Here is a 23,995-nt window from a genome sequence, read left to right on the forward strand (position 1 = left end):
TGGTTCAGGCGGTATCCATGGACAGCAGCAAAGACTGGCGTAAAGACCTTTACGTCATGGTTTTCCAAAGCGACACCACGGCAGGACGGCGCTTCGACGGCATCCTGCTGTTGATCATCCTCGCCAGCATCATCATCGTGATGCTCGACAGCATCGACGCGATCCACCAGAACTACGCCAATGTGCTGGCGTACATCGAGTGGGGCTTCACGATCATCTTCGCCATCGAATACGCTCTGCGGCTTTATTGCTCACCCAAGCCGTTGCGCTATGCGTTCAGCTTTTACGGGCTGGTGGATTTGCTGGCGATCGTGCCCGGCATCCTTGCGCTGTATTACGCCGATGCGCAGTACCTGCTGATTATCCGGATCATCCGGATGCTGCGGATCTTCCGCGTGCTCAAGCTCAGCCCGTACCTCAAGCAAGCCAACTACCTGATGTCGGCGCTGCGCGGCAGCAAGCAGAAGATCGTGGTGTTCCTCGTCAGCGTCTGCACCCTGGTGACGGTGTTCGGCACATTGATGTACGTGATCGAAGGCCCGGAACACGGCTTCACCAGCATTCCCAAAGGCATCTATTGGGCGATCGTCACGCTGACCACTGTTGGCTTCGGCGACATCGTGCCCAAGACGCCGTTGGGCCAGGTGATTTCATCGCTGGTGATGATCACGGGTTACTCGATCATCGCGGTGCCGACCGGGATCTTCACTGCGGAACTGGCCAACGCCATGCGCGGCGAACAGCTGCAACACGACTGCCCGGTTTGCAAGAAAAGCAGCCATGAACATGGCGCCGCATTCTGCTCGCGCTGTGGCAATGCACTGTTCAGAAAACTGGAATAAGCAAAGTGCTTTTTAATCTTTAAAGGACTATGCGAGCGCAGTTATAGTCGCTGGCAAATTGCCTCAAATTTAAATTAGAACAAGGAATGCGCAGTGAAAAAACTCTTTGGCGCCTCACTTCTGGCCGCTGGCCTGGCACTGACCAGCGTGGCTCAGGCCGCACCGACCCTGCTCAACGTTTCCTACGACGTGATGCGCGATTTCTACAAGGACTACAACACTGCGTTCCAGAAACACTGGCAAGCCGAGCACAACGAAAACATCACCCTGCAAATGTCTTTCGGTGGTTCAAGCAAACAGGCGCGCTCGGTGATCGACGGCCTGCCGGCTGACGTCATCACCATGAACATGGCCACTGACATCAACGCTTTGGCGGACAACGGCAAACTGGTCCCGGACAACTGGGTCACCCGCCTGCCGAACAACAGCGCACCGTTTACCTCGGCCACCGTGTTCATCGTCCGCAAAGGCAACCCGAAAGCCCTGAAAGACTGGCCCGACCTGCTCAAGGACGGCGTGCAAGTGATCGTGCCGAACCCGAAGACTTCGGGTAACGGCCGCTACACCTACCTCTCGGCTTGGGGTTACGTGCTGAAGAATGGCGGCGACGAAAACAAGGCCAAAGACTTCGTCGGCAAACTGTTCAAGCAAGCACCGGTGCTGGATACCGGCGGCCGCGCAGCGACCACAACTTTCATGACCAATCAGATCGGCGACGTGCTGGTAACCTTCGAAAACGAAGCGGAAATGATTGCCCGTGAGTTTGGCCGTGACCAGTTTGAAGTGATCTACCCAAGCGTCTCCGCCGAAGCCGAGCCGCCGGTGTCCGTGGTCGACAAAACCGTCGACAAAAAAGGCACCCGCGCGGCTGCCGAGGAATACCTGAAGTACCTGTGGTCGCCGGAAGGCCAGGAGATTGCAGCGGCGAACTACCTGCGTCCGCGTGATCCGGCCGTGCTGGCCAAGTACACCGACCGCTTCCCGAAAGTGGATTTCCTCTCGGTAGAGAAGACTTTCGGCGACTGGCGCACCGTGCAGAAGACCCACTTCAATGATGGCGGGATATTTGACCAGATTTACAACGGCCAGTAATTCCTGAGCCCGCCGCTGACTGATCGTTCCCACGCTCTGCGTGGGAATGCAGCCCGGGACGCTCCGCGTCCCAACAGCGGACGCAGAGCGTCCAATGAGGCATTCCCACGCAGAGCATGGGAACGATCAGTGGTGAGTTCATTCCTCGATGCACCGTTACATCGGTGGCGTAACACCATCCTTGCCCGCCGAGATCGATTGCGCCGTCAGCGTTCCATCCGCACTTTGGATAACGAACGTGACGATTTTCACCCCGACCTTCAACAAGCTGCGATCGCCTGGCACCAGGTTCACGATCGGCACATCCTCCGGCACCAGAATCTTCTGCTGCCCGCCCTTGTAGTTGACGGTCAGGATCCGGCCGTTGCTAACCACCAGATCCCCCACGCTGCCATTGGTCATGCTGCTGCCCTTGACCAGATCGAACGGCCGATGCCCATCGCCACTGCCGGCCAGTTCCGGTGGAAAGACGTGGACTTCCAGCGCCTTTAAAGTGCCGTCGTCCTGCGGTATCGCCGCCGTACCAATGTAGCTGCCGGGCTTGATGTCTTCGATATTGGCCAGGGTGACGGCGCGGACCTTGGTGTCCGGGGTCAGGTTGATGACCACGTTTTCACCACTGTTGACGTGAACTTTCAAGGCATCCGGGCTCACCCCGGTGATCTCGCCCCGCACGCCGATGCGCATGCCCGGTGCGTCTGCAGCCTGGGCCACGCCCGCCGTGAACAAGCCGATCAAGGTGAGAGCTGAAACGCCGCGAACAAAGTGACGAAACATCGCATTCATGGAAGTGCCTTCCGGTTATGAAACGTGAGAGAGAACATAAGCACGCTATCGAACAGGATGTAAGTGAATGTATCATCAGACCTCAATGTTTTGACGCAAGGCTCATCGACGGACACTACAGGCGTCCGTCACTCATTCCGCAAAGGAATGATTGCTATCACTTCAAACCCTCTTCTGCCCAATTCGATACCTGTTTAGCCTGCGCGCATCCTCTTCTGTTCAGCGAGACCCGTTATGAACCCAGCGACCCAGGTGCCCCACGGCACCGCGACAATGACCAAAGGCATGGTGATGCTGTTCGCCTTTTGCTGCGGCGCCATTGTGGCCAACATCTACTACGCCCAGCCGATCATCGGCCTGATCGCGCCGGACATCGGCCTGACCAGCACGATGGCCAGCCTGATTGTTTCGCTGACCCAGATCGGTTACGCACTGGGTCTGTTCTTCCTCGTGCCGCTGGGCGATCTGCTGGAAAACCGCCGCCTGATGATCATCACCACCGTGGTGGCGATTGCCAGCCTGTTGGGGGCTGCGTTCACCGATCAGCCGAACGTGTTTTTGCTGATCTCGCTGTTGGTGGGGTTCAGTTCGGTATCGGTGCAGATCCTGATTCCGCTGGCTGCGCACCTGGCGCCCGAAGAGTCGCGCGGCCGTGTGGTCGGCGGGATCATGGGCGGTTTGTTGCTGGGCATTTTGTTGGCGCGGCCGGTGTCCAGCGTCGTGGCTGACCACTTCGGCTGGCGTGCGATGTTCGTGATTGCGGCGGTGTTGATGGCAGCGATCAGCGTTGTGCTGGCGCTGACCATTCCCAAGCGTCAACCTGATCACAGCGCGTCCTATGGTCAGTTGCTCGGCTCTCTGTGGACGTTGTTGCGCCAACAACCGGTGTTGCGTCAACGCGCGTTCTACCAGGGCTGCATGTTCGCCACGTTCAGCCTGTTCTGGACCGCCGTGCCGCTGGAGCTGGCGCGCAACCATGGCCTGTCGCAAACCCAGATCGCGATCTTCGCCCTGGTCGGTGCCATTGGCGCCATAGCCGCGCCCATTGCCGGTCGACTGGCCGACGCTGGCCACACGCGCATCGCGTCATTGCTGGCCCTGCTGTTCGCCAGCCTGAGTTTTCTGCCAGCCTTCATCCATCCGGCCTACAGCGTCATCGGCCTCGCGGTCACCGGCGTGGTGCTCGACTTCTGCGTACAAATGAACATGGTCCTCGGCCAACGCGCGGTCTACGCCCTCGACGCCAAAAGCCGCAGCCGCTTGAATGCGCTGTACATGACCAGCATCTTCATCGGCGGCGCGTTTGGTTCATCGGTGGCCAGCGCGGTATATGAGCAAGGCGGCTGGTTATGGATCGTGATCGTGGGCAGCGCGTTCCCGTTGTTGGCGTTGTTGCGGTTCTTGAGTGTTTCGCACAAAGCATCGCTGGTGACGGCGTAACGTGACAAAGCTTCGCGGGCGATCCAACCTGCCCGCGATTGCAACGCATCCGACAGACACTCAGTGTCGAACCAATTTCTCCATCGCCGCATCTGCCAGAAAGGAGGAGCGGCTTTTGACATTGTGCTCACGTACATACCGGTCAATGCGCTGGATCACATAACCGGGAAGCGTGACGTTTACCTTCTCGGTTTTGCCCATGTACGGCGCGATGTCCAGTTCCAGCATGCCCCAGCCCATGTTGGCAAAATCAGGGTTCCCACGGTGAACAGCCGCTGAGGTCGGCATAGGTATCGACTCTCCGTCCGCCGCAATCTCCTGAAGCATGATGTGAGCAATTTCGATTGCCGCGTTATAGGCGTCTTCAAACGTATCCCCGGCAGTTACGGCGCCTGGAATATCGGGGATCTGAATACCGATGGCGGTATTCTCGTCGCCCCACTCGATACAGATTGGATATTGCATTATGGATCTCCTGCATAACTGGCTCCCGGGCAGTACAGTCCGGCTCGCCTCCTTGTTCAGGCTCAAAAAGTAACCCTAGAGTTATTTTTCCTCAAGCATAAAAGCCGGATTGGGACGCGCGGTTGTTTTACAGGGTGTTTATGTGGGACACGGCATTCCCCTGAATGAATCCTTTTGCGCGGTGTGATTTATTACGCCGAGGTCAACCCGGATTACACTCAACGCCCAAAGCCTGAAGCGATGCTGGATGCGACTCGCGGCTGATCCTTCAAACGCGGCCTGATCCGGCGGCATGTTCTTTCAAGGAGCGTGAAATGACTCGACGTACCTTTCTCATTACCGGCGCCAGCAAAGGCATTGGTCGGGCAGTGGCCGAGCATCTGGACCGCGCCGGGCATCGGGTGGTAGGCATTGCCCGAACGCCTGACCTGAGCTTTCCCGGCATTTTGTTCCCGCTGGACCTGGGCGACAGAACGCTGACCCAGGAAGTATTGGCGGACCTGGCCAAGACTTACGAGTTCGACGGACTGGTGAACAACGTCGGGCTGGTGCGCCCGCAAGTGCTGGGTGAAATCGACCTCGACACCTTCGATGACGTGATGCGGGTCAACCTGCATTCGGCGCTGCAGGCCACTCAGGCACTGCTGCCGAACATGCGCGCAAAGGGTTGGGGTCGGGTGGTGAACATCTCCAGTTTGACGGTGCTTGGTATCACTCAGCGCACCGCGTATGCAGCGGCCAAAGCGGCGTTGATCAGCTTCACCCGGTCTTGGGCTCTGGAACTGGCACTAACCGGTGTGACGGTGAACGCGGTGGCGCCGGGGCCAACAGAAACAGAACTGTTTCGGGCGAACAACCCACCGGGCAGCGAAGGTGAAGCGCGGTATCTGGCGGGTGTGCCGATGGGGCGTTTGGGGCAGCCGCAGGAGATCGCCGCAGCGATTGCGTTCTTGTTGTCGGAGCAGAGCGGGTTTATCACCGGACAAACGTTGTTTGTCGACGGCGGATCTTCGATAGGCAAAGCGGCGTTCTGACGGACTGCACCCGTCTCCTGTGGGAGCGGGCTTGCCCGCGATGACTGAACGTCAGTCACATCAATGTTGAATGTACCAACGCCATCGCGGGCAAGCCCGCTCCCACATGTTGATCTCTACAAGGATGTTAGATGGACCGTTTGGCCGCGATGGAAACCTTTGTCCACAGACCCCAAACAACAAAACGGCGATCCTGAGATCGCCGTTTTCATTTACTGCCCGAATTGCCTGCCCAATCCACCCGGTACGCCATGGATGTCTGTTTCTTCCCAAGGCCCGTCCGGGCTGACCGAGCGGCTCCAGCCGTTGTTCCAGCGGTAGTAGGTGCGCTGGCGATAGAAGGTGTTGGGTTGATCGTCGAGCACGTACACGCCCATCTTGGCATCCCAGTGGCTGTTGCCGCCCGGAGGCGGCGCGAAGCTGGCGGAGGTGCGTGGCAGTGGTTTGGCCGGTTTGCTCGGGGTGGTCGATTTGCCTGGTACCGTCGATGGCGCCGGTTTGGTGCCGGGCTGCGAGGGCGGGATCGGCGGCAGCCGCGTCGGCTCGGGCCGTTGGACCGCACAGGCGCTCAGCCCCAGGACCAGACTGAGCAGGGTGATACGAGCAATGGCGGTCATGGCGGTGCTTCCTGTTAATTGTCCCGGACGGCTATTTGTCCGGGCTGTCGATGGTCAGTTTTTGCGGCGCGTTGGTGCTACTGGCCAGGGGCTGGCTACGACCGATCCATTCGCCGGCAGTCGGTTGGCCGGCGCGGGAAATGCGCGCAACCAGTTGGACTTCAGGGAAGTTCGACAGTTTCAACTGCGGCATCATTGCGTCGGCATCGCCCAGTTCGACGGTTGCCGGCAAGTCGGCCACGGTCAGGCGCTTGGCGGCCAGTGGTGCCGGTGGCCCTGACGTGGCGCGGGCGAAAATGAACACGCTGTCGCCGGGTTGAACCTTGGCCTTCAGTTCTGGCGCCAGATCGACCGTGACTTTCAACAGCGCAGCTGCCTTGGCCGCCGGCGCTTGGGCGACTTTGCCGCCGCCGGCTTCGAGCTTCTCGGTGGCCCGGGCAATCCCGCCTTGCAGCGCGGCACGGGAATTGTCCTCCGGTGGCAGTTGCGCCAGCAGGCGATTCCAGTAGTCGATGGCATCCTGATAACGCTGGCTTTCAAACGCGGCGATACCGAGCAAGCCCAGGCTGGTGACTTCTTTCGGATCGGCCTTGAGCGCTTCGTCGGTCAATGCCTGAATCTTGTCCGACCATTTTTTGCCATCGGCGAAATACTGGGCTTGCGCCCATTGGCCGAGCAATTCCGGCTGACGACCGGCCAGGTTCACCGTGCGCTCGAAGATCCTGGCGGCATCGCCCGGACGGTCCTGAGCCATGTAGGTGCGACCGAGGTAGTACAAGCCTTCGGCCGATTCCGGTTGAGCCGCGACCGCGCGTTCCAGACGCCGGGTCATTTCTTCCATCGACTGCGGCGCCTGGGAGAATTCGCGGGTCAGTTCGACTTTGTCGCTGGCACCAAAATGCAGGTACAGGCCAAGGCCCAGGACCGGCACCAGAATCGCCGCCAGCAAAGGCAATGGCTTGCCCAGGCGCGACACCCTCGGTGCCTCGACGCCTTCAGTGTCGGCGAGCAACTCACGGGCGGCTTCAGCACGCCCGGTGTCCATCTGGGCAGTGTCCAGAACGCCCTCTTCCTGCTGAGTCTGCAACTCAGCCACGCGCTCTTGATACAGCGCAACGTTCAGGGCAGTACGATCCTCTTCAAGCTGCGCGCGACGGCCACGCAGAACGGGGATCAACAGAAAACTCAGGGCAACCAGAAGTAGCAGACCTGCAGCGAGCCAGAAATCAATCATTCTTGGTTTTTATCCAACAGGTGGTCGAGGCGCTCACGCTCCTCGGCAGAGAGCTCATCCTTGGTGTCAGCGCGTTGCACGCGACGACGGCGGACGATCACGGCGATGATCACGAAACCGCCCAGCAGCAGGCCGGCCGGACCGAACCAGAGCAAGGCTGTCTTGGCGTTCAGAGCGGGTTTGTAGCGGACGAAATCACCGTAGCGATCGACCATGAAATCGATGATCTGCTGATTGTCCTTGCCCTCGCCCAACATGCGGAAAATCTCTTTGCGCAGGTCGGCGGCGATCGGTGCGTTGGAATCGGCGATGTCCTGATTCTGGCACTTGGGGCAACGCAGTTCTTTGGTCAGCTCGCGAAAACGCTCGCGATCCGCTTCTTTGGCGAACTCGTAGGTGTCGATGGCCGCGTGGGCGACGCCAGCCATGCTCAAGCCCAGTACGGCCGCAGCGATCCAGCGCTTCATGGCTTGGCCTCGTCGACCAGTGCCTGGTACTTGGCCGCCAGTTTTTCGCGCCAGACCTGCTCGTCGATCACCCCGACAAACTTGTCGCGGATGATGCCTTTGGCGTCGATGAAGAAGGTTTCGGGAGCACCGTAAACGCCAAGGTTTAGCCCGAGGGAGCCGGCGTCGTCACGAATGTCCAGCTGATACGGGTTGTGGAATTCGGTCAGCCACTTCAAGGCGTCGGCGTTGACGTCCTTGTAGTTGATCCCGTAAATCACCACGCCCTTCTCGGCCAGTTTGTTCAGCACCGGGTGCTCGACCCGGCAGGAAATGCACCAGGTGCCCCAGACGTTGACCAAGGCCGGTTTGCCAAGAATATCGGCCTTGGTCAGGGTCTTCTCGCCCTGCACCGCTGGCAGGGAGAACTCAGGGAACGGCTTGCCAATCATTGCCGAGGGTAACTCGGCCGGGTCCAGATAGAGCCCGCGATAAAGGAAAACAGCCACTACCAGAAAAATCGCCAGTGGCAACAGCATCAACCAACGTCTCATGCAGTGGCTCCAGTCATGCCAAGCGCTTCACGCACGCGGCTTTTCACCTTGACCCGATAACGCCGGTCCAGCGCTGCCAGCAACCCGCCGAAACCTGTGAGCAGGCCGCCGAACCAGATCCAGCGCACGAACGGTTTAACGTGAACGCGCACCGCCCAGGCGCCATCGCCTAGCGGTTCGCCCAGTGCAACGTAAAGGTCACGGGTGAAACCGGCGTCGATCCCGGCTTCGGTCATCATCGAGTTCTGCACGGTGTAGAGGCGTTTTTCCGGGTGCAGCACGCTGACTTCCTTGCCGCCCTTGATTACCCGAATGGTGCCTTTGTCGGAGGTAAAGTTGGGGCCTTCGAAGTGCTTGGCGCCTTCGAACACAAAGTGATAACCGGCCAGGTCCATGGACTCGCCCGGCGCCAGACGCAAGTCGCGCTCGGCACTGTTCTGGCTCGAGAGCACGACACCGAGGGCGCAGACGGCGATGCCCAAGTGCGCGATTTGCATGCCCCAATAACTGCGTGTCAGGGTCGGCAGGCCTTTGATCAGGCCTTTGTGGCGCGTCTTGTCGAGGATGTCGCGCACACCGGCCAGCAATACCCAGGCCGCGAGCATGAACGTCGCAATCACCGCCCAGTTGAAATCGCCATACGCGACACCGGCCACTACCGCCAACGCGGCGCTGCCGAGCAACACCGGGGTCAGCATGCTCATCAGCCATTTGACCGGGGTGTCTTTCCAGCGCACCAGCATGCCGACAGCCATCACCACCATCAGCAACGCCATCAACGGCACGAAAAGCGCGTTGAAGTACGGCGGACCGACCGACAGCTTGGCGCCGGTCATTGCGTCGAGAATCAGCGGATACAAGGTGCCAAGCAGGATCATCGACGCCGCCACCACCAACACCAGGTTGTTGCCCAGCAACAGGGTTTCCCGGGACCAGAGATTGAAGCCCACATGGCTCTTCACCACCGGAGCGCGCAGGGCGAACAGGGTCAACGAACCACCGACCACAAACAGCAGGAAGATCAGGATGAACACGCCGCGCTCGGGGTCGGAGGCAAACGCGTGAACCGAGGTCAGCACGCCGGAACGCACCAGGAATGTACCGAGCAAGCTCAGCGAAAAGGCGGCAATGGCCAGCAACACCGTCCAGCTCTTGAACACGCCACGCTTTTCCGTGACCGCCAGGGAGTGAATCAGCGCGGTGCCCACCAGCCAAGGCATGAAGGAGGCGTTTTCTACCGGGTCCCAGAACCACCAGCCGCCCCAGCCGAGTTCATAGTAGGCCCACCATGAACCGAGGGTGATGCCGATGCCGAGGAAGGCCCAGGCGACGATGGTCCACGGACGGGACCAGCGTGCCCACGCCGCATCCAGGCGACCGCCGAGCAACGCGGCGATGGCGAATGCGAACGCTACGGAGAAACCGACGTAGCCCATGTAGAGCATCGGCGGGTGAACGATCAGGCCGATGTCTTGCAGCAAGGGATTGAGGTCGCGACCGTCCGCCGGAATCTGCGGCAGGATCCGTGCGAACGGGTTGGACGTGAGGATCAGGAACAGCAGGAAACCGGTGCTGATCATGCCCATCACCGCCAGCACCCGGGCCAGCATCACTTGCGGCAACTGCCGGGAGAACACCGACACCGCGAAGGTCCAGCCGCCGAGAATCAAGGCCCAGAGCAGCAACGAACCTTCGTGAGCGCCCCACACCGCGCTGAATTTGTAATACCAAGGCAAGGCGCTGTTGGAGTTGCTGGCCACATACGCGACGGAGAAGTCATCGGTCATGAAGGCATAGGTCAGGCAACCGAAGGCGAAAACCAGAAAGGTGAATTGACCCCAGGCAGCAGGCTGCGCCAGGCTCATCCACAAACGGTCACCGCGCCAGGCGCCGAGCAACGGCACGACGGCTTGAACCAGCGCGAAACACAGCGCCAGGATCATGGCCAACTGGCCCAGTTCAGGGATAAAGAGTGCGGAAGTCATCAATTAACCCTCTTTCGCAGGTGTCGGCGCCGACTGACCGCTGTCTTTCAACGCTTTGGTCACTTCGGGCGGCATGTACTTCTCGTCGTGCTTGGCCAGCACCTCATCAGCGACTACCACGCCGTCAGCGTTGAGCTTGCCGAGGGCAACGATGCCCTGCCCTTCGCGGAACAGGTCCGGCAGGATGCCGCGATAGCTGATGGTCACGGATTTGTTGAAGTCGGTGACGATGAATTTGACGTCCAGCGAGTCGCCGGAACGTTGCAGCGAGCCCTTCTCGACCATGCCGCCGGCGCGAATGCGCGTGTCTTGCGGAGCTTCGCCGTTGGCGATCTGGGTCGGGGTGTAAAACAGGTTGATGTTCTGCTGCAGGGCGCTCAAGGCCAGGCCGACCGCAGCGCCGACACCAACCAGGATCGCGAGAATGATGATAAGACGCTTTTTGCGCAGCGGACTCACTTGCCGTTCTCCCGGCGCAAACGACGCGCCTCTTGTTGCAGATACCGCTTGCGGGCCAGGATCGGCGCCGCAACGTTGAGGACCAGCACCGCCAGGCAGATGCCGTAGGCTGACCAGACATACAGGGCATGATGCCCCATGGCGAGGAAGTCGCCGAATGAAGCAAAACTCATCGAACGGCCTCCAGACTGTTCTGCACTTCAGCTTTTACCCAGCTCGCCCGGGCCTCGCGCTTGAGCACTTCAAGGCGCATGCGCAGCAGCAGGACCGCGCCGAAGAAACAGTAGAAACCCAGCACCGTCAGCAGTAATGGCAGCCACATCTCGGCGGGCATGGCCGGTTTTTCGGTGAGGGTGAAGGTCGCGCCCTGGTGCAGGGTGTTCCACCACTCCACCGAGTACTTGATGATCGGGATGTTGATCACGCCGACAATCGCCAATACCGCACACGCCTTGGCGGCGCTGTCACGATTGCTGATGGCGTTGCCCAGCGCAATAAGACCGAAGTACAGAAACAGCAGAATAAGCATGGACGTTAGTCGCGCATCCCAGACCCACCACGAGCCCCAGGTTGGTTTGCCCCAGATCGCGCCGGTGACCAGCGCCACGGCGGTCATCCAGGCACCGATGGGCGCCGCGCATTGCAGGGCGACGTCGGCCAGTTTCATCCTCCACACCAGCCCGACCACGCCGCACACGGCCAGCAGGACATAGCAGGACTGAGCCAGCATGGCAGCCGGAACATGGATATAGATGATGCGGAAGCTGTTGCCTTGCTGGTAATCCGGCGGCGCGAAGGCCAGGCCCCAGACGACGCCGACGCCAATCAGCAGCAACGCGGCGATGCTCAGCCACGGCAGCAGTTTGCCACTGATGCCGTAAAACCATTTGGGCGAGCCGAGCTTATGAAACCAGGTCCAGTTCATTACTGTTTCCATCACGGTGGCTGCTCGTTATTACAAGCAGCCCAGGGTCTTTACTGGTCAAATTTTGACCAGACCTCATTATTCGCCGACGCTGATCTTCAGGCCAGCAGCTATTGCAAAAGGTGTCAGGGTTATCGCCAGGGCGGTCAGGCTACCAAGCCACAAGAGATAACCGGTCGCCGGCATGCCCTGCAAGGCTGCCTGCAAGGCGCCACTGCCGAGAATCAACACCGGGATGTACAGCGGCAGAATCAGCAGAGCCAGCAATAGACCGCCGCGCTTCAATCCTACCGTCAGGGCTGCGCCCACTGCACCGAGCAGGCTCAGCACCGGTGTACCGAGCAATAAGGAAAGCAGCAACACCGGCAGACAAGCGGTTGGCAAACCAAGCATCAACGCCAGCAGTGGAGCGAGCAAAACCAGTGCCAGGCCAGAGAAGGCCCAGTGTGCCAGTACCTTGGCCAAAACCAGAAGAGGCAAGGGGTGCGACGAAAGGACCCACTGTTCCAGGGAACCGTCCTCGAAATCACTGCGGAAAAGCCCGTCCAGCGAGAGCAACACCGATAAAAGGGCCGCCACCCAGACCAGCCCCGGAGACAAGGTTTGCAACAATTGAGACTCAGGCCCGACTGCCAGCGGGAACAGCGATACCACGATCGCAAAGAATACCAGCGGATTGGCCAGCTCCGCCGGACGGCGGAACAGCAGACGGGCCTCACGGGCGACCAACAGGCCGAAAACACTCATACGGCCCATTTCCCCAAATCAATGTCGCGATAGGTGGCCGGCAACCGGCTCAGCGTATGGTGAGTGGTCAGCACCACCATGCCGCCGCGCTCACAGTGGGCGGCCAGGTGTTCTTCGAGTTGCGCCACGCCTTGTTTGTCGAGCGCGGTAAACGGTTCATCAAGGATCCACAGCGGCGGGCTGTCCAGGTACAGACGCGCCAGCGCCACGCGGCGTTGCTGCCCGGCGGACAGCGTATGACAGGGCACATCCTCGAAGCCGCGCAGGCCGACAGCACCCAGCGCCTGCCAGATCGCGTCATGAGATGCGGGTTGATGCAAGGCGCAGAGCCAGCTCAGGTTCTCTTCGGGCGTCAGCAGATCCTTGATCCCGGCGGCATGGCCGATCCACAACAGGTTGCGCGCCAGCTCAAGACGCTGATCGTTCAGCGGCTGGCCATTGAGCAGCACTTGACCGGCGGTCGGCTGCATCAAGCCGGACAGCAGGCGCAACAGGCTGGTTTTGCCACTGCCGTTGGGACCGCTGATTTGTACCATTTCGCCACTGGCCAGTCTCAAATCGAGATTTTCGAAGAGCAGCCGAAGGTCTCGCTCACAAGCGAGGGCAACGGTTTGCAGGACTGGACTGGTCAAGAGATCACGGGCCTTTTGCGGTTCAAGTCGGCGGCACAGCGGCCGCTAAAGAGATGCAGCATAGATGCATTGGCGGCCTGTTCTAGAGAGCTGCGTCAAACAATTGCAATGTTTTCGCCACTCCCCGAAAGACGGGCGGCATTATACATGCCATGCCCTACTCTAAAGAGTGCATTTTCCTCAGGTTGTGACCGCGTATGACAGGCGAAATGAACATCCTCCCGCTACCGCAAACCACGCCCGCGACGTCGCGGCCATTGGTGGTGAGTGGCGACCTGCTCAAGCTGGTGACGCCGATGGCGGGCCTGATCAGCGCCGGCCAGACCGCCCAGGCCGAAGTGCTGTCGCTCAAGCAGGCGGATCAGAGCTTTCAACTGTTGCTCAAAGTCACTCTCGACAGCGGCCGCCAGACCACGGTTCAAGCCACCAGCACCCAACCGCTGCCCCAAGGCACCAGCCTGGCGATTACCCAACCGTCGGCGAGTAACCTGGCGATCACCGTACAACAGGCCATCGCGTCCAGCGTCGCCACCCTCACCCGCATCGACACGGCGCAACTGCCGGTCGGCACCTTGCTTCAAGGCAAAGTGTTGACCTCGCAAGTGCTGCCGCAGGTGCCGGGCCAGCCCACGGTGTTTCGCTCGATGGTGAGCCTGCTCAACACCGCGTTGAGTGGCAGCACGCTGAGCATTGACAGCCCGACGCCCTTGCGCATTGGAACGTTGCTGAGCGCCTTGGTGCAGGACACACAAACACTGAAATTCGTGCCATTGAGCAACCGTCAAGAGCAACTGGCGATCACCCAGCAACTGGTCAGCCAGCAGAGCCGCCAAGGGTCATTGGATGGTTTGATCAACGCGCTGCAAAACCTGACACCATCAGACCAGACGTCCAGCGACCTGCGCAGCGCCGTGGAAAAACTGTTGGCGGGTTTGCCGGACGTTCAACAACTCAGTACGCCCAAAGGCCTCGCTCAAGCGCTGGCCAATAGCGGCCTGTTCCTTGAAGCGAAATTGCTGACCGGACAGAACCCGACGCTGGCACCGGACATGAAGGGCGACCTGCTCAAGCTGATCGCACAACTGACGCCAGGGCTGCCGGCCAATACCACTCTCAACGCGATCATCGCCGCCAATACGCTGGTCCAGACCATGCCAAGCTTCGTGCGTAGCGCCTTGGGCATGCTCGGCCAGGTCAGCGCCAAACCGCAACCGACCAGTTTCCCGCTCCCCGAACGCCTGCTGCAAAGCCAGGACGGTGAAAACGATCTGGAGCATTTGTTGCGCCTGGCAGCGGCAGCGGTTTCGCGCCTGCAAAGCCATCAACTGTCGAGCCTGGAACAGACTGGCGTGACGGACGATGGTCGATTGCTTAGCACCTGGCAGCTGGAAATCCCCATGCGCAACCTGCAGGACATCGTGCCGTTGCAGGTCAAGTTCCAGCGCGAAGAAGCCCCCGAAAAAGAACCACCGCACGAACGCCGCGACGAACGCGAGCCGAAACAGCAGTTGTGGCGTGTAGACCTGGCGTTTGACATGGAGCCCTTGGGCCCATTGCAGATTCAGGCGCAGTTGATCAAAGGCAGCCTGTCCAGCCAGCTCTGGGCCGAACGGCCGTATACCGCGAGTCTGATCGAAAGCAATCTGGCCGCGCTGCGCCAGCGCCTGCTGGATTGCGGGCTGAATGTCGGCGATCTCGACTGCCACCTCGGCGCACCGCCACAAGGCACCCAAACCCGCCTCGAACAACGCTGGGTCGACGAAACCGCATGAGAAATACAGACACCCCACGCCAGGCCATCGCCCTCAAATACGACGGCACCCACGCCCCGACGCTCACGGCCAAAGGCGATGAAGAACTGGCCGAAGCCATTCTGCAGATTGCCCGCGATTACGAAGTGCCAATCTATGAAAACGCCGAGCTGGTGAAGCTGCTGGCGCGGATGGAGTTGGGGGACAGCATCCCGGAGGAGCTGTACCGCACGATTGCCGAGATCATCGCGTTTGCCTGGAACCTGAAGGGCAAGTTTCCGGCGGGGCATGATCCGAATGCGCCAAGGGTGGAAAAAGACGTCACCGAGCGCGGGGATGATTACTGAGACATCGAGAACAGGGATCTCGGCGACTTCGCCGATACCAAAGCGCGTGCAGCTTCCTTATCAACTATGCCGCCGGCACGCTATCGGTCTTGAAAAAACGCAATAGCCTTAAACTGCGGCCGATGATCAAACCATTGATCAGGCCAGCCCCCAGCGCCGACCATGCAATCACCGACACATCATTGGCCAGCTCCGGATGCATCGCCGCCTGATAACCGTTGTAATAGCGCCAGGCGAAGAAGCCCCAGTACACCAGCAGCACTTTGATCGTGCCACCCAGCACCAATCGATCGCCCTCGCACTCGACATCGTTGTACGAATAGAAGAGCAGCCCTGTAATCCCTCCTGCCAACAAGCCCAGCGAGTAAATCGACAACGGCACTGCGATGCCTTGCGAGAACTCCAGGGACGCCAGGGAGATAGCGACAAAGATCATCGGTGTTATCTGCAATGACCTTTTCGACTCATGATTCTTGAAGCAAGCCATGACGCCGAAATAGCTGATTATCAAAAAAACCGCATAAACCCAAAGCGGTGTGTTGTGCAGGATATCGAGCATGGAAAGCCTTGGAGTTAGAGCTTTATTGTGACTACAGGCGAATAGAACCAACGGATGACCGGCAGCGACTGAAAGCGATTACCGACGATAGACCACTTTCACAAATCGGCGAAGTCCGGAAAGGTTGTAGGCAAGGGATTAGCGCAGGATTGAAGAAACAGAGGGTGTGGCGCAGCGCAGTGATGATTGCGCAGGATTTGAGGACGCCATCGCGAGCAAGCTCGCTCCCACAGGGTTTGGCGGCGTTCACGCAATTTGCGTTTTACCTCATCACCTGCGAGAGCGAGCCTGCTCGCGAATCAGCTTTGTCAGTTCTTATGCAGCTTACGCATCAACTCCGCCTCAGCCTGGGTCAACCCGCAAGACTGAGTCAGCTCATCAACGGTAGCGCCCATCCCCACCAGCCGCGCCGCTTGGGCAAACGACAGGCTCGAGGGGTCACGCTGCTCCAGCTGGGCCAGTTTGTCCGGCAGAGGGCTGACCACGGCGCGCAGTTCGTGCAGGGCTTCACCCATGCGCACGCTGCCGCTTTGATAGTCGTCGACGCGCTTGCCCAGGTCCTTGATGCGCTGATCGCGCAGCGCATCACCCTGGGCCTGTTGCGCGGCTATCAGCCGTTGAGCGCGAATGTACGCCAGAAACATTGCCAGCGTGCCTGCCCAGAAAAGGAACAGGACAATGACCGCTACCTCAAGAATCAATCAGATGTTCTCCAGATCCGACCATTCTTCTTCGCTCATCATCTTGTCCAGCTCGACCAGGATCAGCAGTTCGTTGTTCTTGTTGCACACGCCTTGAATGAATTTGGCGGACTCTTCGTTACCGACGTTTGGCGCGGTTTCGATTTCCGACTGACGCAGGTAAACCACTTCGGCCACGCTGTCGACCATGATCCCGACCACTTGCTTGTCGGCTTCGATGATGACGATACGGGTGTTGTCGCTGATTTCGGCATTCATCAGGCCGAAGCGCTGACGAGTGTCGATCACGGTGACCACGTTACCGCGCAGGTTGATGATGCCCAGCACGTAGCTCGGGGCACCCGGGACCGGGGCGATTTCGGTGTAACGCAGGACTTCCTGAACGCGCATCACGTTGATGCCGTAGGTTTCGTTGTCCAGTTTGAAGGTTACCCATTGCAGGATCGGATCTTCAGAACCTTTTGCATTCGTCGCTTGATTACTCATACCCTGACCCCTCGAAAAACCGCTTCTGGCGGCGTGTGTTCTGTGTGGCGGCATTCAACAATGCCGTCGCATACTTGTTATGTCGGCTGTTATGTCGGTTTATGTAGCGGCTTGCTGCCACCCATGTGCTTTGCCCCGCCGCTGGCGATCAATTCGGCCAGCTCGGAAACGTCCAGCAGCGCACACATGTGCTCAATCACCGTGCCGGCGAGCCAAGGCCGCTGACCTCGATGACTTCTCCATTTGATTTCGTTCGGGTCCAGGCGCAACGAGCGGCTGACCTGATGCACCGCCAGCCCCCATTCGTAACCCTGAACCGAAATGACGTATTGCAGGCCCTGGCGGAAATCGTCACGGTAGCGGTCGGGCATGACCCAGCGCGCGGTGTCCAGGACTTTCAGGTTGCCGGCCTGGCTCGGCAGGATCCCGAGAAACCATTCCGGTTGGCCGAACAGCGGCGTCAGCTCGTGGCCTGCCAGGGAATAAATGGAACCCAGGCACACCAGCGGCACCGCCAGGGTCAACCCGGCGACGTCGAATAGCAGGCATTCGAACGGTTCGGCGGCCCATGACGGACGACCGTCGGTTTCCACCGGTGGCGGCGTGTTGCTCGGCGGCAGGTGGACTTCGACGACCGGCGGCACCAGGGTTTGCAGCAGCGGCGCGAGCGTGGAGACCGGCGCCAGAATCGGTGCCGGTGCTTCGATCACCGCGACCGGCGCTGACTCAACGACAGGTGCAACCGTGGCCGCGATGACAGCCGGTTGGTGCGCATCGCGGGCCTGCTCTTCAAGCACCGCAGCCTGGAACTCGTCCAGCGCAGCTTCAACCTCGACCGTTTCAACGACTTCGATGATTTGAGCTACCGCTTCGACTTCCAGCGGCAATTCTTCGGTCGCCTCCATCAACAAGCTGTCCAGGTAAGACTGGAGCGCGAGTTGCGGACGCGACGTGATTTTCACCGGCCGATTCATCTCACGCCACCTGCGGGACAAGTTGTGCGGCCAGCAAATGCTTGAGCAATGCGCGATACGCGAGAACACCACGGCTCTTGCCATCGAATTGCGAAGGCGTCAGCCCAGCCCGGCTTGCATCACGCAGGCGGGTATCGACCGGGATGTAGCCTTGCCAGATTTCTTCCGGGTATTTGTCGCGCAGCACGCGAAGCGTCCCGAGGGAAGCCTGGGTGCGGCGGTCGAACAGGGTCGGAATGATGGTGAACGGCAACGCCACTTTGCGTGAACGGTTGATCATCGCCAGGGTGTTGACCATGCGCTCCAGGCCTTTGACGGCCAGGTGCTCGGTCTGTACCGGAATCACCAATTGCTGGCTCGCCGCCAAGGCATTGACCATCAGCACACCGAGCAACGGCGGGCTGTCGATCACGGCGTAATCGAAGTCCTGCCACAACTGCGCAAGGCTCTTGGCGATCACCAGGCCCAAACCGCTCTGGCCCGGCGACTGACGTTCAAGCGTGGCCAGCGCGGTGCTCGATGGCAACAGCGAAATATGTTCGTGACTGGTCGGCAGCAGCAATTGACCGGGCAAGCCTTGCGGCACGCTGCCCTTGTGCAGGAACAGGTCGTAGCTGCTGTGTTCCAGCGTGTCGGGGTCATAGCCGAAGTAGCTGGTCATCGAGCCGTGCGGATCGAGATCGACCACGACCACGCGCTTGCCCGCCTCCGCCAATAAACCGGCTAAAGCGATAGAGGAAGTGGTTTTACCAACACCACCCTTTTGATTGGCAACGGCCCAGACTCTCATTCGGATTGTTCCTCCCGGTCGACAAGGTCGACCGAGAAATAGCTCAACGTGTTAATGCAGGTGACGGAGAATTGACGGCGCTCTCTCGTCCCGGCGACTTGACCGGGGTCGGTGCAGTTTGTGTGCCAGCACGCTTCAACGCGGCGTCCGGTTTTGCATTAGCGGTTCCGGTGCCGGTGAGGCTGCGACGTACATCGAGATTGCGCGACACCACCAGCACAACGCGACGGTTGCGTGCCCGGCCCTCGGCGGTGGCGTTATTGGCCACTGGCTGGAATTCGCCGTAGCCCACCGACGCCAGGCGACCCGGGTTGACGCCCTGCATCGCCAGCATGCGCACGATGCTCGCCGAACGGGCCGAGGACAGCTCCCAGTTGGTGGGGTATTGCGCGGTACGGATCGGCTGATCGTCGGTAAAGCCTTCGACGTGAATCGGGTTGTCGAACGGCTTCAGAATATGCGCGACCTTGTCGATGATGTTGAACGCCATGTCGCTGGGCATGGCGTCGCCGCTGCCGAACAACAGGCTGGAGTTGAGTTCGATCTCGACCCACAACTCGTTGCCGCGCACGGTCATCTGGTTGGACTTGATCAAGTCGCCGAACGCCGCGCTGATGTCATCGGCGATGCTTTTCAGCGGATCGCTGGCTCCGGCAATACCTGCGTCAACCTGCTCGGCGTCTTTGACCAGCGGTTTGGCCGGGGTCACCGTCTGCGGTCGCTCTTCACCGATCGGAATCGGCTTGAGGGCGCGGTCGGTGTCGGTAAAGACCCCGATCAGCGCTTGGGAAATGACTTTGTACTTGCCTTCGTTGATCGACGAAATCGAATACATCACCACGAAGAATGCGAACAGCAACGTGATGAAGTCGGCGTAGGAAACCAGCCAGCGCTCATGGTTTACATGTTCTTCAGGTTGCCTGCGACGAGCCATGATCCATATCCCCCATCAATCCATGAAGCCCTGAAGCTTCAACTCAATAGAGCGAGGGTTTTCACCTTCCGCGATCGACAGGATCCCTTCCAGCAACATTTCGCGATAACGCGACTGGCGCAACGCGACGGACTTGAGCTTGGCGGCAATCGGCAGCAACACCAGGTTGGCACTGGCCACGCCGTAGATGGTCGCGACGAAGGCCACGGCAATGCCGCTGCCCAGTTGCGAAGGATCGCCCAGGTTGCCCATGACATGAATCAGGCCCATCACCGCACCGATGATACCGATGGTCGGCGCGTAGCCGCCCATGCTTTCAAAGACTTTGGCGGCCTCGATGTCGCGGCTTTCCTGGGTGTAGAAATCCACTTCCAGGATACTGCGAATCGCTTCCGGCTCAGCGCCATCCACCAACAGTTGCAGGCCTTTGCGCGAGTAGCTGTCGGGTTCGGCATCGGCCACCCCTTCCAGACCGAGCAAACCTTCCTTGCGAGCCGTCAGGCTCCAGTTCACCACGCGATCAACGCCACCGGCCAGATCGACGCGAGGCGGAAACAGAATCCAGCCAAGGATTTGCATGGCGCGCTTGAAGGCACTCATCGGCGATTGCAACAATGCTGCGCCAATGGTTCCACCGATGACGATCAGCGCAGCCGGGCCGTTGGCCAGGGCACCGAGGTGACCACCTTCCAGGTAGTTGCCACCAACGATGGCGACGAACGCCATGATGATCCCGATAAGGCTTAAAACATCCATCAGATGCACGCCTCGGCCAAGTGCTTGCCAATATCGTCCAGGCTGTAGATCGCGTCAGCGAGATCAGCTTTGACGATGGCCATCGGCATGCCATAGATCACGCAGCTCGCTTCATCCTGAGCCCAGATCGCACTGCCACCCTGCTTGAGCAGACGCGCCCCTTCACGACCGTCGGCGCCCATGCCGGTCAGTACGACCGCCAGAACTTTGTCGCCGTAGGACTTGGCTGCAGAACCGAAGGTGATGTCCACGCACGGCTTGTAATTGAGACGCTCGTCGCCCGGCAGGATTTTCACCGCGCCACGGCCGTCGATCATCATTTGCTTGCCACCCGGTGCCAGCAGCGCCAGGCCCGGACGCAGGATGTCACCATCCTCGGCTTCCTTGACGCTGATGCGGCACAGCTTGTCCAGACGCTCGGCGAACGCCTTGGTGAAGGCGGCCGGCATGTGCTGGATCAGCACGATCGGAGCCGGGAAATTGGCCGGAAGCTGGGTCAACACCCGCTGCAGGGCAACCGGACCGCCCGTGGACGTGCCGATGGCCACCAGTTTGTAGGCCTTGCGTTTCGGCGCTGGCGAGGACGGGCCCGTCGATGTCGGGGCCGATGTCGGGGCGTAGCTACGCGCCGGGATCGGTGTCGCTGCCGGACGCGCAGGCACGCTGCTGCCGTAAGTGCTGGCACTGGAAGGCGCAGGAGCTGGCGCGGCGACCGGGGCCGGCGCGCTGTAGGTGTTGGCACGACGATTACTGCGCGAGATGCTGAGAATCTTCTCGCACAGCAGTTGCTTGACCTTCTCCGGGTTACGGGAGATGTCTTCGAAATTCTTCGGCAGGAAATCCACTGCACCGGCGTCCAGCGCATCGAGGGTAACGCGAGCGCCTTCGTGGGTCAGCGAGGAGAACATCAACACCGGGGTCGGGCAGCGCTGCATGATGTGCCGCACCGCTGTGATGCCGTCCATCATCGGCATCTCGTAGTCCATGGTGATCACGTCTGGCTTGAGGGCCAGCGCTTGATCGATCGCCTCTTTTCCGTTGGTCGCCGTACCGACGACCTGGATATTCGGATCCGCTGAAAGAATTTCCGAGACGCGGCGGCGGAAAAACCCCGAATCGTCCACCACCAGGACTTTGACTGCCATAAACACTCCGTTAGATGGAGCGAGGCTTGGTCGCCCCGCTCCACCAGAATCAAATACGCCGCGTGGCGTAACGCTTGAGCATGCTCGGGACATCGAGAATCAGCGCGATGCGACCGTCACCCGTGATGGTGGCGCCCGACATGCCCGGGGTTCCCTGGAGCATTTTGCCCAATGGCTTGATGACCACTTCTTCCTGGCCCACCAGTTGATCGACGACGAAGCCGATCCGCTGAGTGCCCACCGAAAGGATCACCACATGGCCTTCGCGCTGCTCTTCGTGAGCGGCGGAGCTGACCAGCCAGCGTTTGAGGTAGAACAACGGCAGCGCCTTGTCCCGCACGATCACCACTTCCTGGCCGTCCACCACGTTGGTGGTCGAGAGGTCGAGGTGGAAGATCTCGTTGACGTTCACCAGCGGGAACGCGAACGCCTGGTTGCCGAGCATGACCATCAGCGTCGGCATGATCGCCAGGGTCAACGGGACCTTGATGACGATCTTCGAGCCCTGGCCCTTGGTCGAGTAGATGTTGATCGAACCGTTGAGCTGGGAAATCTTGGTTTTCACCACGTCCATGCCCACGCCACGACCCGACACGTCGGAGATCTCGGTCTTGGTCGAGAACCCCGGTGCGAAAATCAGGTTGTAGCACTCGGTGTCGCTCAAGCGATCGGCCGCGTCCTTGTCCATCACACCGCGTTTTACCGCGATGGAACGCAGGACGTTCGGGTCCATGCCTTTGCCGTCATCGGAGATCGACAGCAGGATGTGGTCGCCTTCCTGTTCGGCCGCGAGGATCACTTTGCCGCCGCGGGACTTGCCCGAGGCTTCGCGTTCTTCCGGCGACTCGATGCCGTGGTCGACCGCGTTGCGCACCAAGTGGACCAGCGGGTCGGCCAGGGCCTCGACGAGGTTCTTGTCGAGGTCGGTTTCTTCGCCGACCAGCTCCAGGATGATCTCTTTCTTGAGCTGGCGAGCCAGGTCGCGAACCAGACGCGGGAAGCGTCCGAAGACCTTCTTGATCGGTTGCATCCGGGTCTTCATCACCGCGGTCTGCAGGTCGGCCGTGACCACGTCGAGGTTCGACACGGCCTTGGACATGGCTTCGTCGCCGCTGTTGAGGCCCAGACGGACCAAGCGGTTACGCACCAATACCAGTTCGCCGACCATGTTCATGATTTCGTCGAGACGCGCGGTATCGACCCGCACGGTGGTCTCGGCTTCACTGGCCGGTTTTTCCGGTGGCGGCGCGGACGGCGCGGCGCGAGCCGGTGCCGGTGCCGGTGCCGCAGCGGCAGCCGGTTTCGGCGCTTCAACTTTAGGTTCTGGTTTCGCCGCAGCAGCAGGCGCCTTGGCGGCAGGAGCCGTCACCACGGTGCCGGTGCCCACTTCGGTGAACTTGCCTTTGCCATGCAATTCGTCGAGCAGCGATTCGAATTCGTGATCGGAGATCAGATCACCGCCAGCCGCTTTAGCGGTCGGCGCAGCCGGGGCTGGTACAGCGGCAATGGCCGATTCCAGCGCGTCAACGGCGAAGTTGCCCTTGCCGTGCAACTGGTCGAGCAATGCCTCGAATTCGTCGTCGGTGATGTCGGAGCTGTCGCCTGCTGCTTTCGGGGCAGCCGGTGCCGCAGGTGCAGGCGCTGCCACCGCATCGACGGCGAACTGGCCTTTGCCGTGCAGTTGATCGAGCAACGACTCGAACTCGGCGTCGGTGATTTCGTCGCTGGCCGCCGCTTGTGGCGATTGCACGGGCGCAGCCGCCGGTGCCTCAGCCTGAGCCTTGACGGCGTTCAGCGAGTCCAGCAGTTGTTCGAATTCGTTATCGGTGATGTCGCCCGACTCTTCAGCGACCGGCGCCTGGACCACTTCGGCCACCGGAGCAGCTTCGTCGGCCATCTGCGGCTCGGCCAGACGGGCCAGTGCCGCAAGCAATTGCGGCGTCGCAGCCGTGATCGGGCTGCGTTCGCGGACTTCGGTGAACATGCTGTTCACCGCATCCAGCGCTTCGAGAACAACGTCCATGAGTTCGGAGTCAACGCGACGCTCACCCTTGCGCAGGATGTCGAACACGTTCTCGGCGATGTGACAGCACTCCACCAGCTCGTTGAGCTGGAGGAAGCCGGCGCCCCCTTTTACAGTGTGAAAACCGCGAAAAATTGCATTGAGCAGGTCCGCATCATCAGGTCGGCTTTCAAGCTCGACCAGCTGTTCGGACAGTTGCTCTAGAATCTCGCCGGCCTCAACCAGGAAATCCTGAAGGATCTCTTCATCGGCGCCGAAGCTCATTAAGGGG

At 60.2% G+C, this 23,995-nt stretch carries 27 protein-coding genes; 6 read left to right on the forward strand and 21 right to left on the reverse strand.

The genetic code is table 11. The features are described 5' to 3' along the window. Nucleotides 1-17: 17 nt before the first annotated feature. Both HNR03_RS04235 and HNR03_RS04240 read left to right on the forward strand, forming a co-directional pair. The gene (locus HNR03_RS04235) at nucleotides 18-842 is read left to right on the forward strand and encodes an ion transporter (RefSeq protein WP_259151067.1); all 825 of its coding nucleotides are present in this window, start codon (nucleotides 18-20) and stop codon (nucleotides 840-842) included. A gap of 93 nt (nucleotides 843-935) precedes the next feature. Next, complete coding sequence (locus tag HNR03_RS04240; protein WP_259151069.1) at nucleotides 936-1,934, forward strand: sulfate ABC transporter substrate-binding protein; 999 nt, start codon at nucleotides 936-938, stop codon at nucleotides 1,932-1,934. Nucleotides 1,935-2,090: 156 nt separating this feature from the next. On the opposite strand, the gene HNR03_RS04245 is transcribed toward HNR03_RS04240, so the two are convergent. After that, nucleotides 2,091-2,720: a DUF5666 domain-containing protein gene (locus HNR03_RS04245; protein ID WP_259151070.1), complete on the reverse strand. Its 630-nt coding sequence runs from the start codon at nucleotides 2,718-2,720 to the stop codon at nucleotides 2,091-2,093. A gap of 234 nt (nucleotides 2,721-2,954) precedes the next feature. Here HNR03_RS04245 and HNR03_RS04250 point away from each other — a divergent pair, with 234 nt between their 5' ends. Beyond that, complete coding sequence (locus HNR03_RS04250; protein WP_222585266.1) at nucleotides 2,955-4,160, forward strand: MFS transporter; 1,206 nt, start codon at nucleotides 2,955-2,957, stop codon at nucleotides 4,158-4,160. A 60-nt stretch (nucleotides 4,161-4,220) separates the two neighbouring features. Here HNR03_RS04250 and HNR03_RS04255 read toward each other — a convergent pair whose 3' ends face one another. Further along, nucleotides 4,221-4,625: a type II toxin-antitoxin system HicB family antitoxin gene (locus tag HNR03_RS04255; protein WP_208671878.1), complete on the reverse strand. Its 405-nt coding sequence runs from the start codon at nucleotides 4,623-4,625 to the stop codon at nucleotides 4,221-4,223. 314 nt (nucleotides 4,626-4,939) lie between these two features. Here HNR03_RS04255 and HNR03_RS04260 point away from each other — a divergent pair, with 314 nt between their 5' ends. Beyond that, nucleotides 4,940-5,659 carry an SDR family oxidoreductase gene (locus tag HNR03_RS04260; RefSeq protein ID WP_259151071.1) on the forward strand — a complete coding sequence of 240 codons (720 nt, stop codon included), beginning with the start codon at nucleotides 4,940-4,942 and terminating at the stop codon, nucleotides 5,657-5,659. Between the two features lie 212 nt (nucleotides 5,660-5,871). Here the strand turns inward: HNR03_RS04260 and HNR03_RS04265 are convergent, their stop codons facing one another. The 10 genes from HNR03_RS04265 to ccmA form a co-directional block, all read right to left on the reverse strand. Next, nucleotides 5,872-6,276 (reverse strand): hypothetical protein, encoded by a 405-nt coding sequence (locus HNR03_RS04265; RefSeq protein ID WP_090181593.1) that lies wholly within the window; start codon nucleotides 6,274-6,276, stop codon nucleotides 5,872-5,874. Nucleotides 6,277-6,307: 31 nt separating this feature from the next. Beyond that, the gene (ccmI, locus tag HNR03_RS04270) at nucleotides 6,308-7,510 is read right to left on the reverse strand and encodes a c-type cytochrome biogenesis protein CcmI (RefSeq protein WP_259151072.1); all 1,203 of its coding nucleotides are present in this window, start codon (nucleotides 7,508-7,510) and stop codon (nucleotides 6,308-6,310) included. Beyond that, nucleotides 7,507-7,977 carry a cytochrome c-type biogenesis protein gene (locus tag HNR03_RS04275; RefSeq protein WP_090181589.1) on the reverse strand — a complete coding sequence of 157 codons (471 nt, stop codon included), beginning with the start codon at nucleotides 7,975-7,977 and terminating at the stop codon, nucleotides 7,507-7,509. The genes ccmI and HNR03_RS04275 overlap by 4 nt, the downstream gene beginning before the upstream one ends. Continuing rightward, nucleotides 7,974-8,510, reverse strand: a complete 537-nt coding sequence (locus HNR03_RS04280; RefSeq protein ID WP_090181588.1) for a DsbE family thiol:disulfide interchange protein — start codon at nucleotides 8,508-8,510, stop codon at nucleotides 7,974-7,976. The genes HNR03_RS04275 and HNR03_RS04280 overlap by 4 nt, the downstream gene beginning before the upstream one ends. Further along, entirely contained in the window at nucleotides 8,507-10,495 is a 1,989-nt protein-coding gene (locus tag HNR03_RS04285) for a heme lyase CcmF/NrfE family subunit (protein ID WP_259151073.1), read from the reverse strand. The genes HNR03_RS04280 and HNR03_RS04285 overlap by 4 nt, the downstream gene beginning before the upstream one ends. 3 nt (nucleotides 10,496-10,498) lie before the next feature. After that, the gene (gene ccmE / locus HNR03_RS04290; RefSeq protein ID WP_259151074.1) at nucleotides 10,499-10,954 is read right to left on the reverse strand and encodes a cytochrome c maturation protein CcmE; all 456 of its coding nucleotides are present in this window, start codon (nucleotides 10,952-10,954) and stop codon (nucleotides 10,499-10,501) included. After that, nucleotides 10,951-11,127, reverse strand: coding sequence for a heme exporter protein CcmD (gene ccmD / locus HNR03_RS04295; RefSeq protein ID WP_027922383.1), 177 nt, complete (start codon nucleotides 11,125-11,127; stop codon nucleotides 10,951-10,953). The genes ccmE and ccmD overlap by 4 nt, the downstream gene beginning before the upstream one ends. Continuing rightward, nucleotides 11,124-11,879, reverse strand: coding sequence for a heme ABC transporter permease (locus HNR03_RS04300; RefSeq protein ID WP_259151075.1), 756 nt, complete (start codon nucleotides 11,877-11,879; stop codon nucleotides 11,124-11,126). Before HNR03_RS04300 ends, ccmD begins: the two co-directional genes overlap by 4 nt. Nucleotides 11,880-11,957: 78 nt before the next feature. Beyond that, complete coding sequence (ccmB, locus tag HNR03_RS04305; RefSeq protein WP_090188533.1) at nucleotides 11,958-12,626, reverse strand: heme exporter protein CcmB; 669 nt, start codon at nucleotides 12,624-12,626, stop codon at nucleotides 11,958-11,960. Then, on the reverse strand, nucleotides 12,623-13,258 hold the full coding sequence (gene ccmA / locus HNR03_RS04310; protein WP_259151077.1) for a cytochrome c biogenesis heme-transporting ATPase CcmA: 636 nt from the start codon (nucleotides 13,256-13,258) through the stop codon (nucleotides 12,623-12,625). Before ccmA ends, ccmB begins: the two co-directional genes overlap by 4 nt. 197 nt (nucleotides 13,259-13,455) lie before the next feature. Here ccmA and HNR03_RS04315 point away from each other — a divergent pair, with 197 nt between their 5' ends. Continuing rightward, nucleotides 13,456-15,030: a flagellar hook-length control protein FliK gene (locus tag HNR03_RS04315; protein ID WP_259151078.1), complete on the forward strand. Its 1,575-nt coding sequence runs from the start codon at nucleotides 13,456-13,458 to the stop codon at nucleotides 15,028-15,030. Beyond that, on the forward strand, nucleotides 15,027-15,356 hold the full coding sequence (locus HNR03_RS04320; protein WP_259151079.1) for an EscU/YscU/HrcU family type III secretion system export apparatus switch protein: 330 nt from the start codon (nucleotides 15,027-15,029) through the stop codon (nucleotides 15,354-15,356). Before HNR03_RS04315 ends, HNR03_RS04320 begins: the two co-directional genes overlap by 4 nt. 64 nt (nucleotides 15,357-15,420) lie before the next feature. On the opposite strand, the gene HNR03_RS04325 is transcribed toward HNR03_RS04320, so the two are convergent. The 9 genes from HNR03_RS04325 to HNR03_RS04365 all read right to left on the reverse strand — a co-directional run bounded on the left by HNR03_RS04325 (nucleotide 15,421) and on the right by HNR03_RS04365 (nucleotide 23,988). After that, entirely contained in the window at nucleotides 15,421-15,915 is a 495-nt protein-coding gene (locus tag HNR03_RS04325; protein ID WP_310504395.1) for a DUF6622 family protein, read from the reverse strand. Between the two features lie 308 nt (nucleotides 15,916-16,223). Further along, nucleotides 16,224-16,616, reverse strand: coding sequence for a DUF2802 domain-containing protein (locus HNR03_RS04330; RefSeq protein ID WP_259151081.1), 393 nt, complete (start codon nucleotides 16,614-16,616; stop codon nucleotides 16,224-16,226). Further along, nucleotides 16,617-17,102 (reverse strand): chemotaxis protein CheW, encoded by a 486-nt coding sequence (locus HNR03_RS04335; protein ID WP_008155806.1) that lies wholly within the window; start codon nucleotides 17,100-17,102, stop codon nucleotides 16,617-16,619. 89 nt (nucleotides 17,103-17,191) lie between these two features. Next, nucleotides 17,192-18,076: a CheW domain-containing protein gene (locus HNR03_RS04340; RefSeq protein WP_259151085.1), complete on the reverse strand. Its 885-nt coding sequence runs from the start codon at nucleotides 18,074-18,076 to the stop codon at nucleotides 17,192-17,194. 1 nt (nucleotide 18,077) lies between these two features. Continuing rightward, entirely contained in the window at nucleotides 18,078-18,866 is a 789-nt protein-coding gene (locus tag HNR03_RS04345; protein ID WP_090181574.1) for a ParA family protein, read from the reverse strand. A 43-nt stretch (nucleotides 18,867-18,909) separates the two neighbouring features. Next, nucleotides 18,910-19,800: a flagellar motor protein MotD gene (motD, locus tag HNR03_RS04350; RefSeq protein ID WP_222585255.1), complete on the reverse strand. Its 891-nt coding sequence runs from the start codon at nucleotides 19,798-19,800 to the stop codon at nucleotides 18,910-18,912. Between the two features lie 15 nt (nucleotides 19,801-19,815). Next, nucleotides 19,816-20,556, reverse strand: coding sequence for a flagellar motor protein (locus tag HNR03_RS04355; RefSeq protein ID WP_208671866.1), 741 nt, complete (start codon nucleotides 20,554-20,556; stop codon nucleotides 19,816-19,818). Continuing rightward, a complete protein-coding gene (locus tag HNR03_RS04360) occupies nucleotides 20,556-21,701 on the reverse strand; it encodes a chemotaxis response regulator protein-glutamate methylesterase (protein ID WP_259151086.1) in 1,146 nt (381 codons plus the stop codon). Before HNR03_RS04360 ends, HNR03_RS04355 begins: the two co-directional genes overlap by 1 nt. Nucleotides 21,702-21,750: 49 nt before the next feature. Then, the gene (locus HNR03_RS04365; protein WP_259151088.1) at nucleotides 21,751-23,988 is read right to left on the reverse strand and encodes a chemotaxis protein CheA; all 2,238 of its coding nucleotides are present in this window, start codon (nucleotides 23,986-23,988) and stop codon (nucleotides 21,751-21,753) included. Nucleotides 23,989-23,995: the final 7 nt, after the last annotated feature.

It is taken from the genome of Pseudomonas sp. JAI111, assembly GCF_024809425.1.
GTDB lineage: Bacteria > Pseudomonadota > Gammaproteobacteria > Pseudomonadales > Pseudomonadaceae > Aquipseudomonas.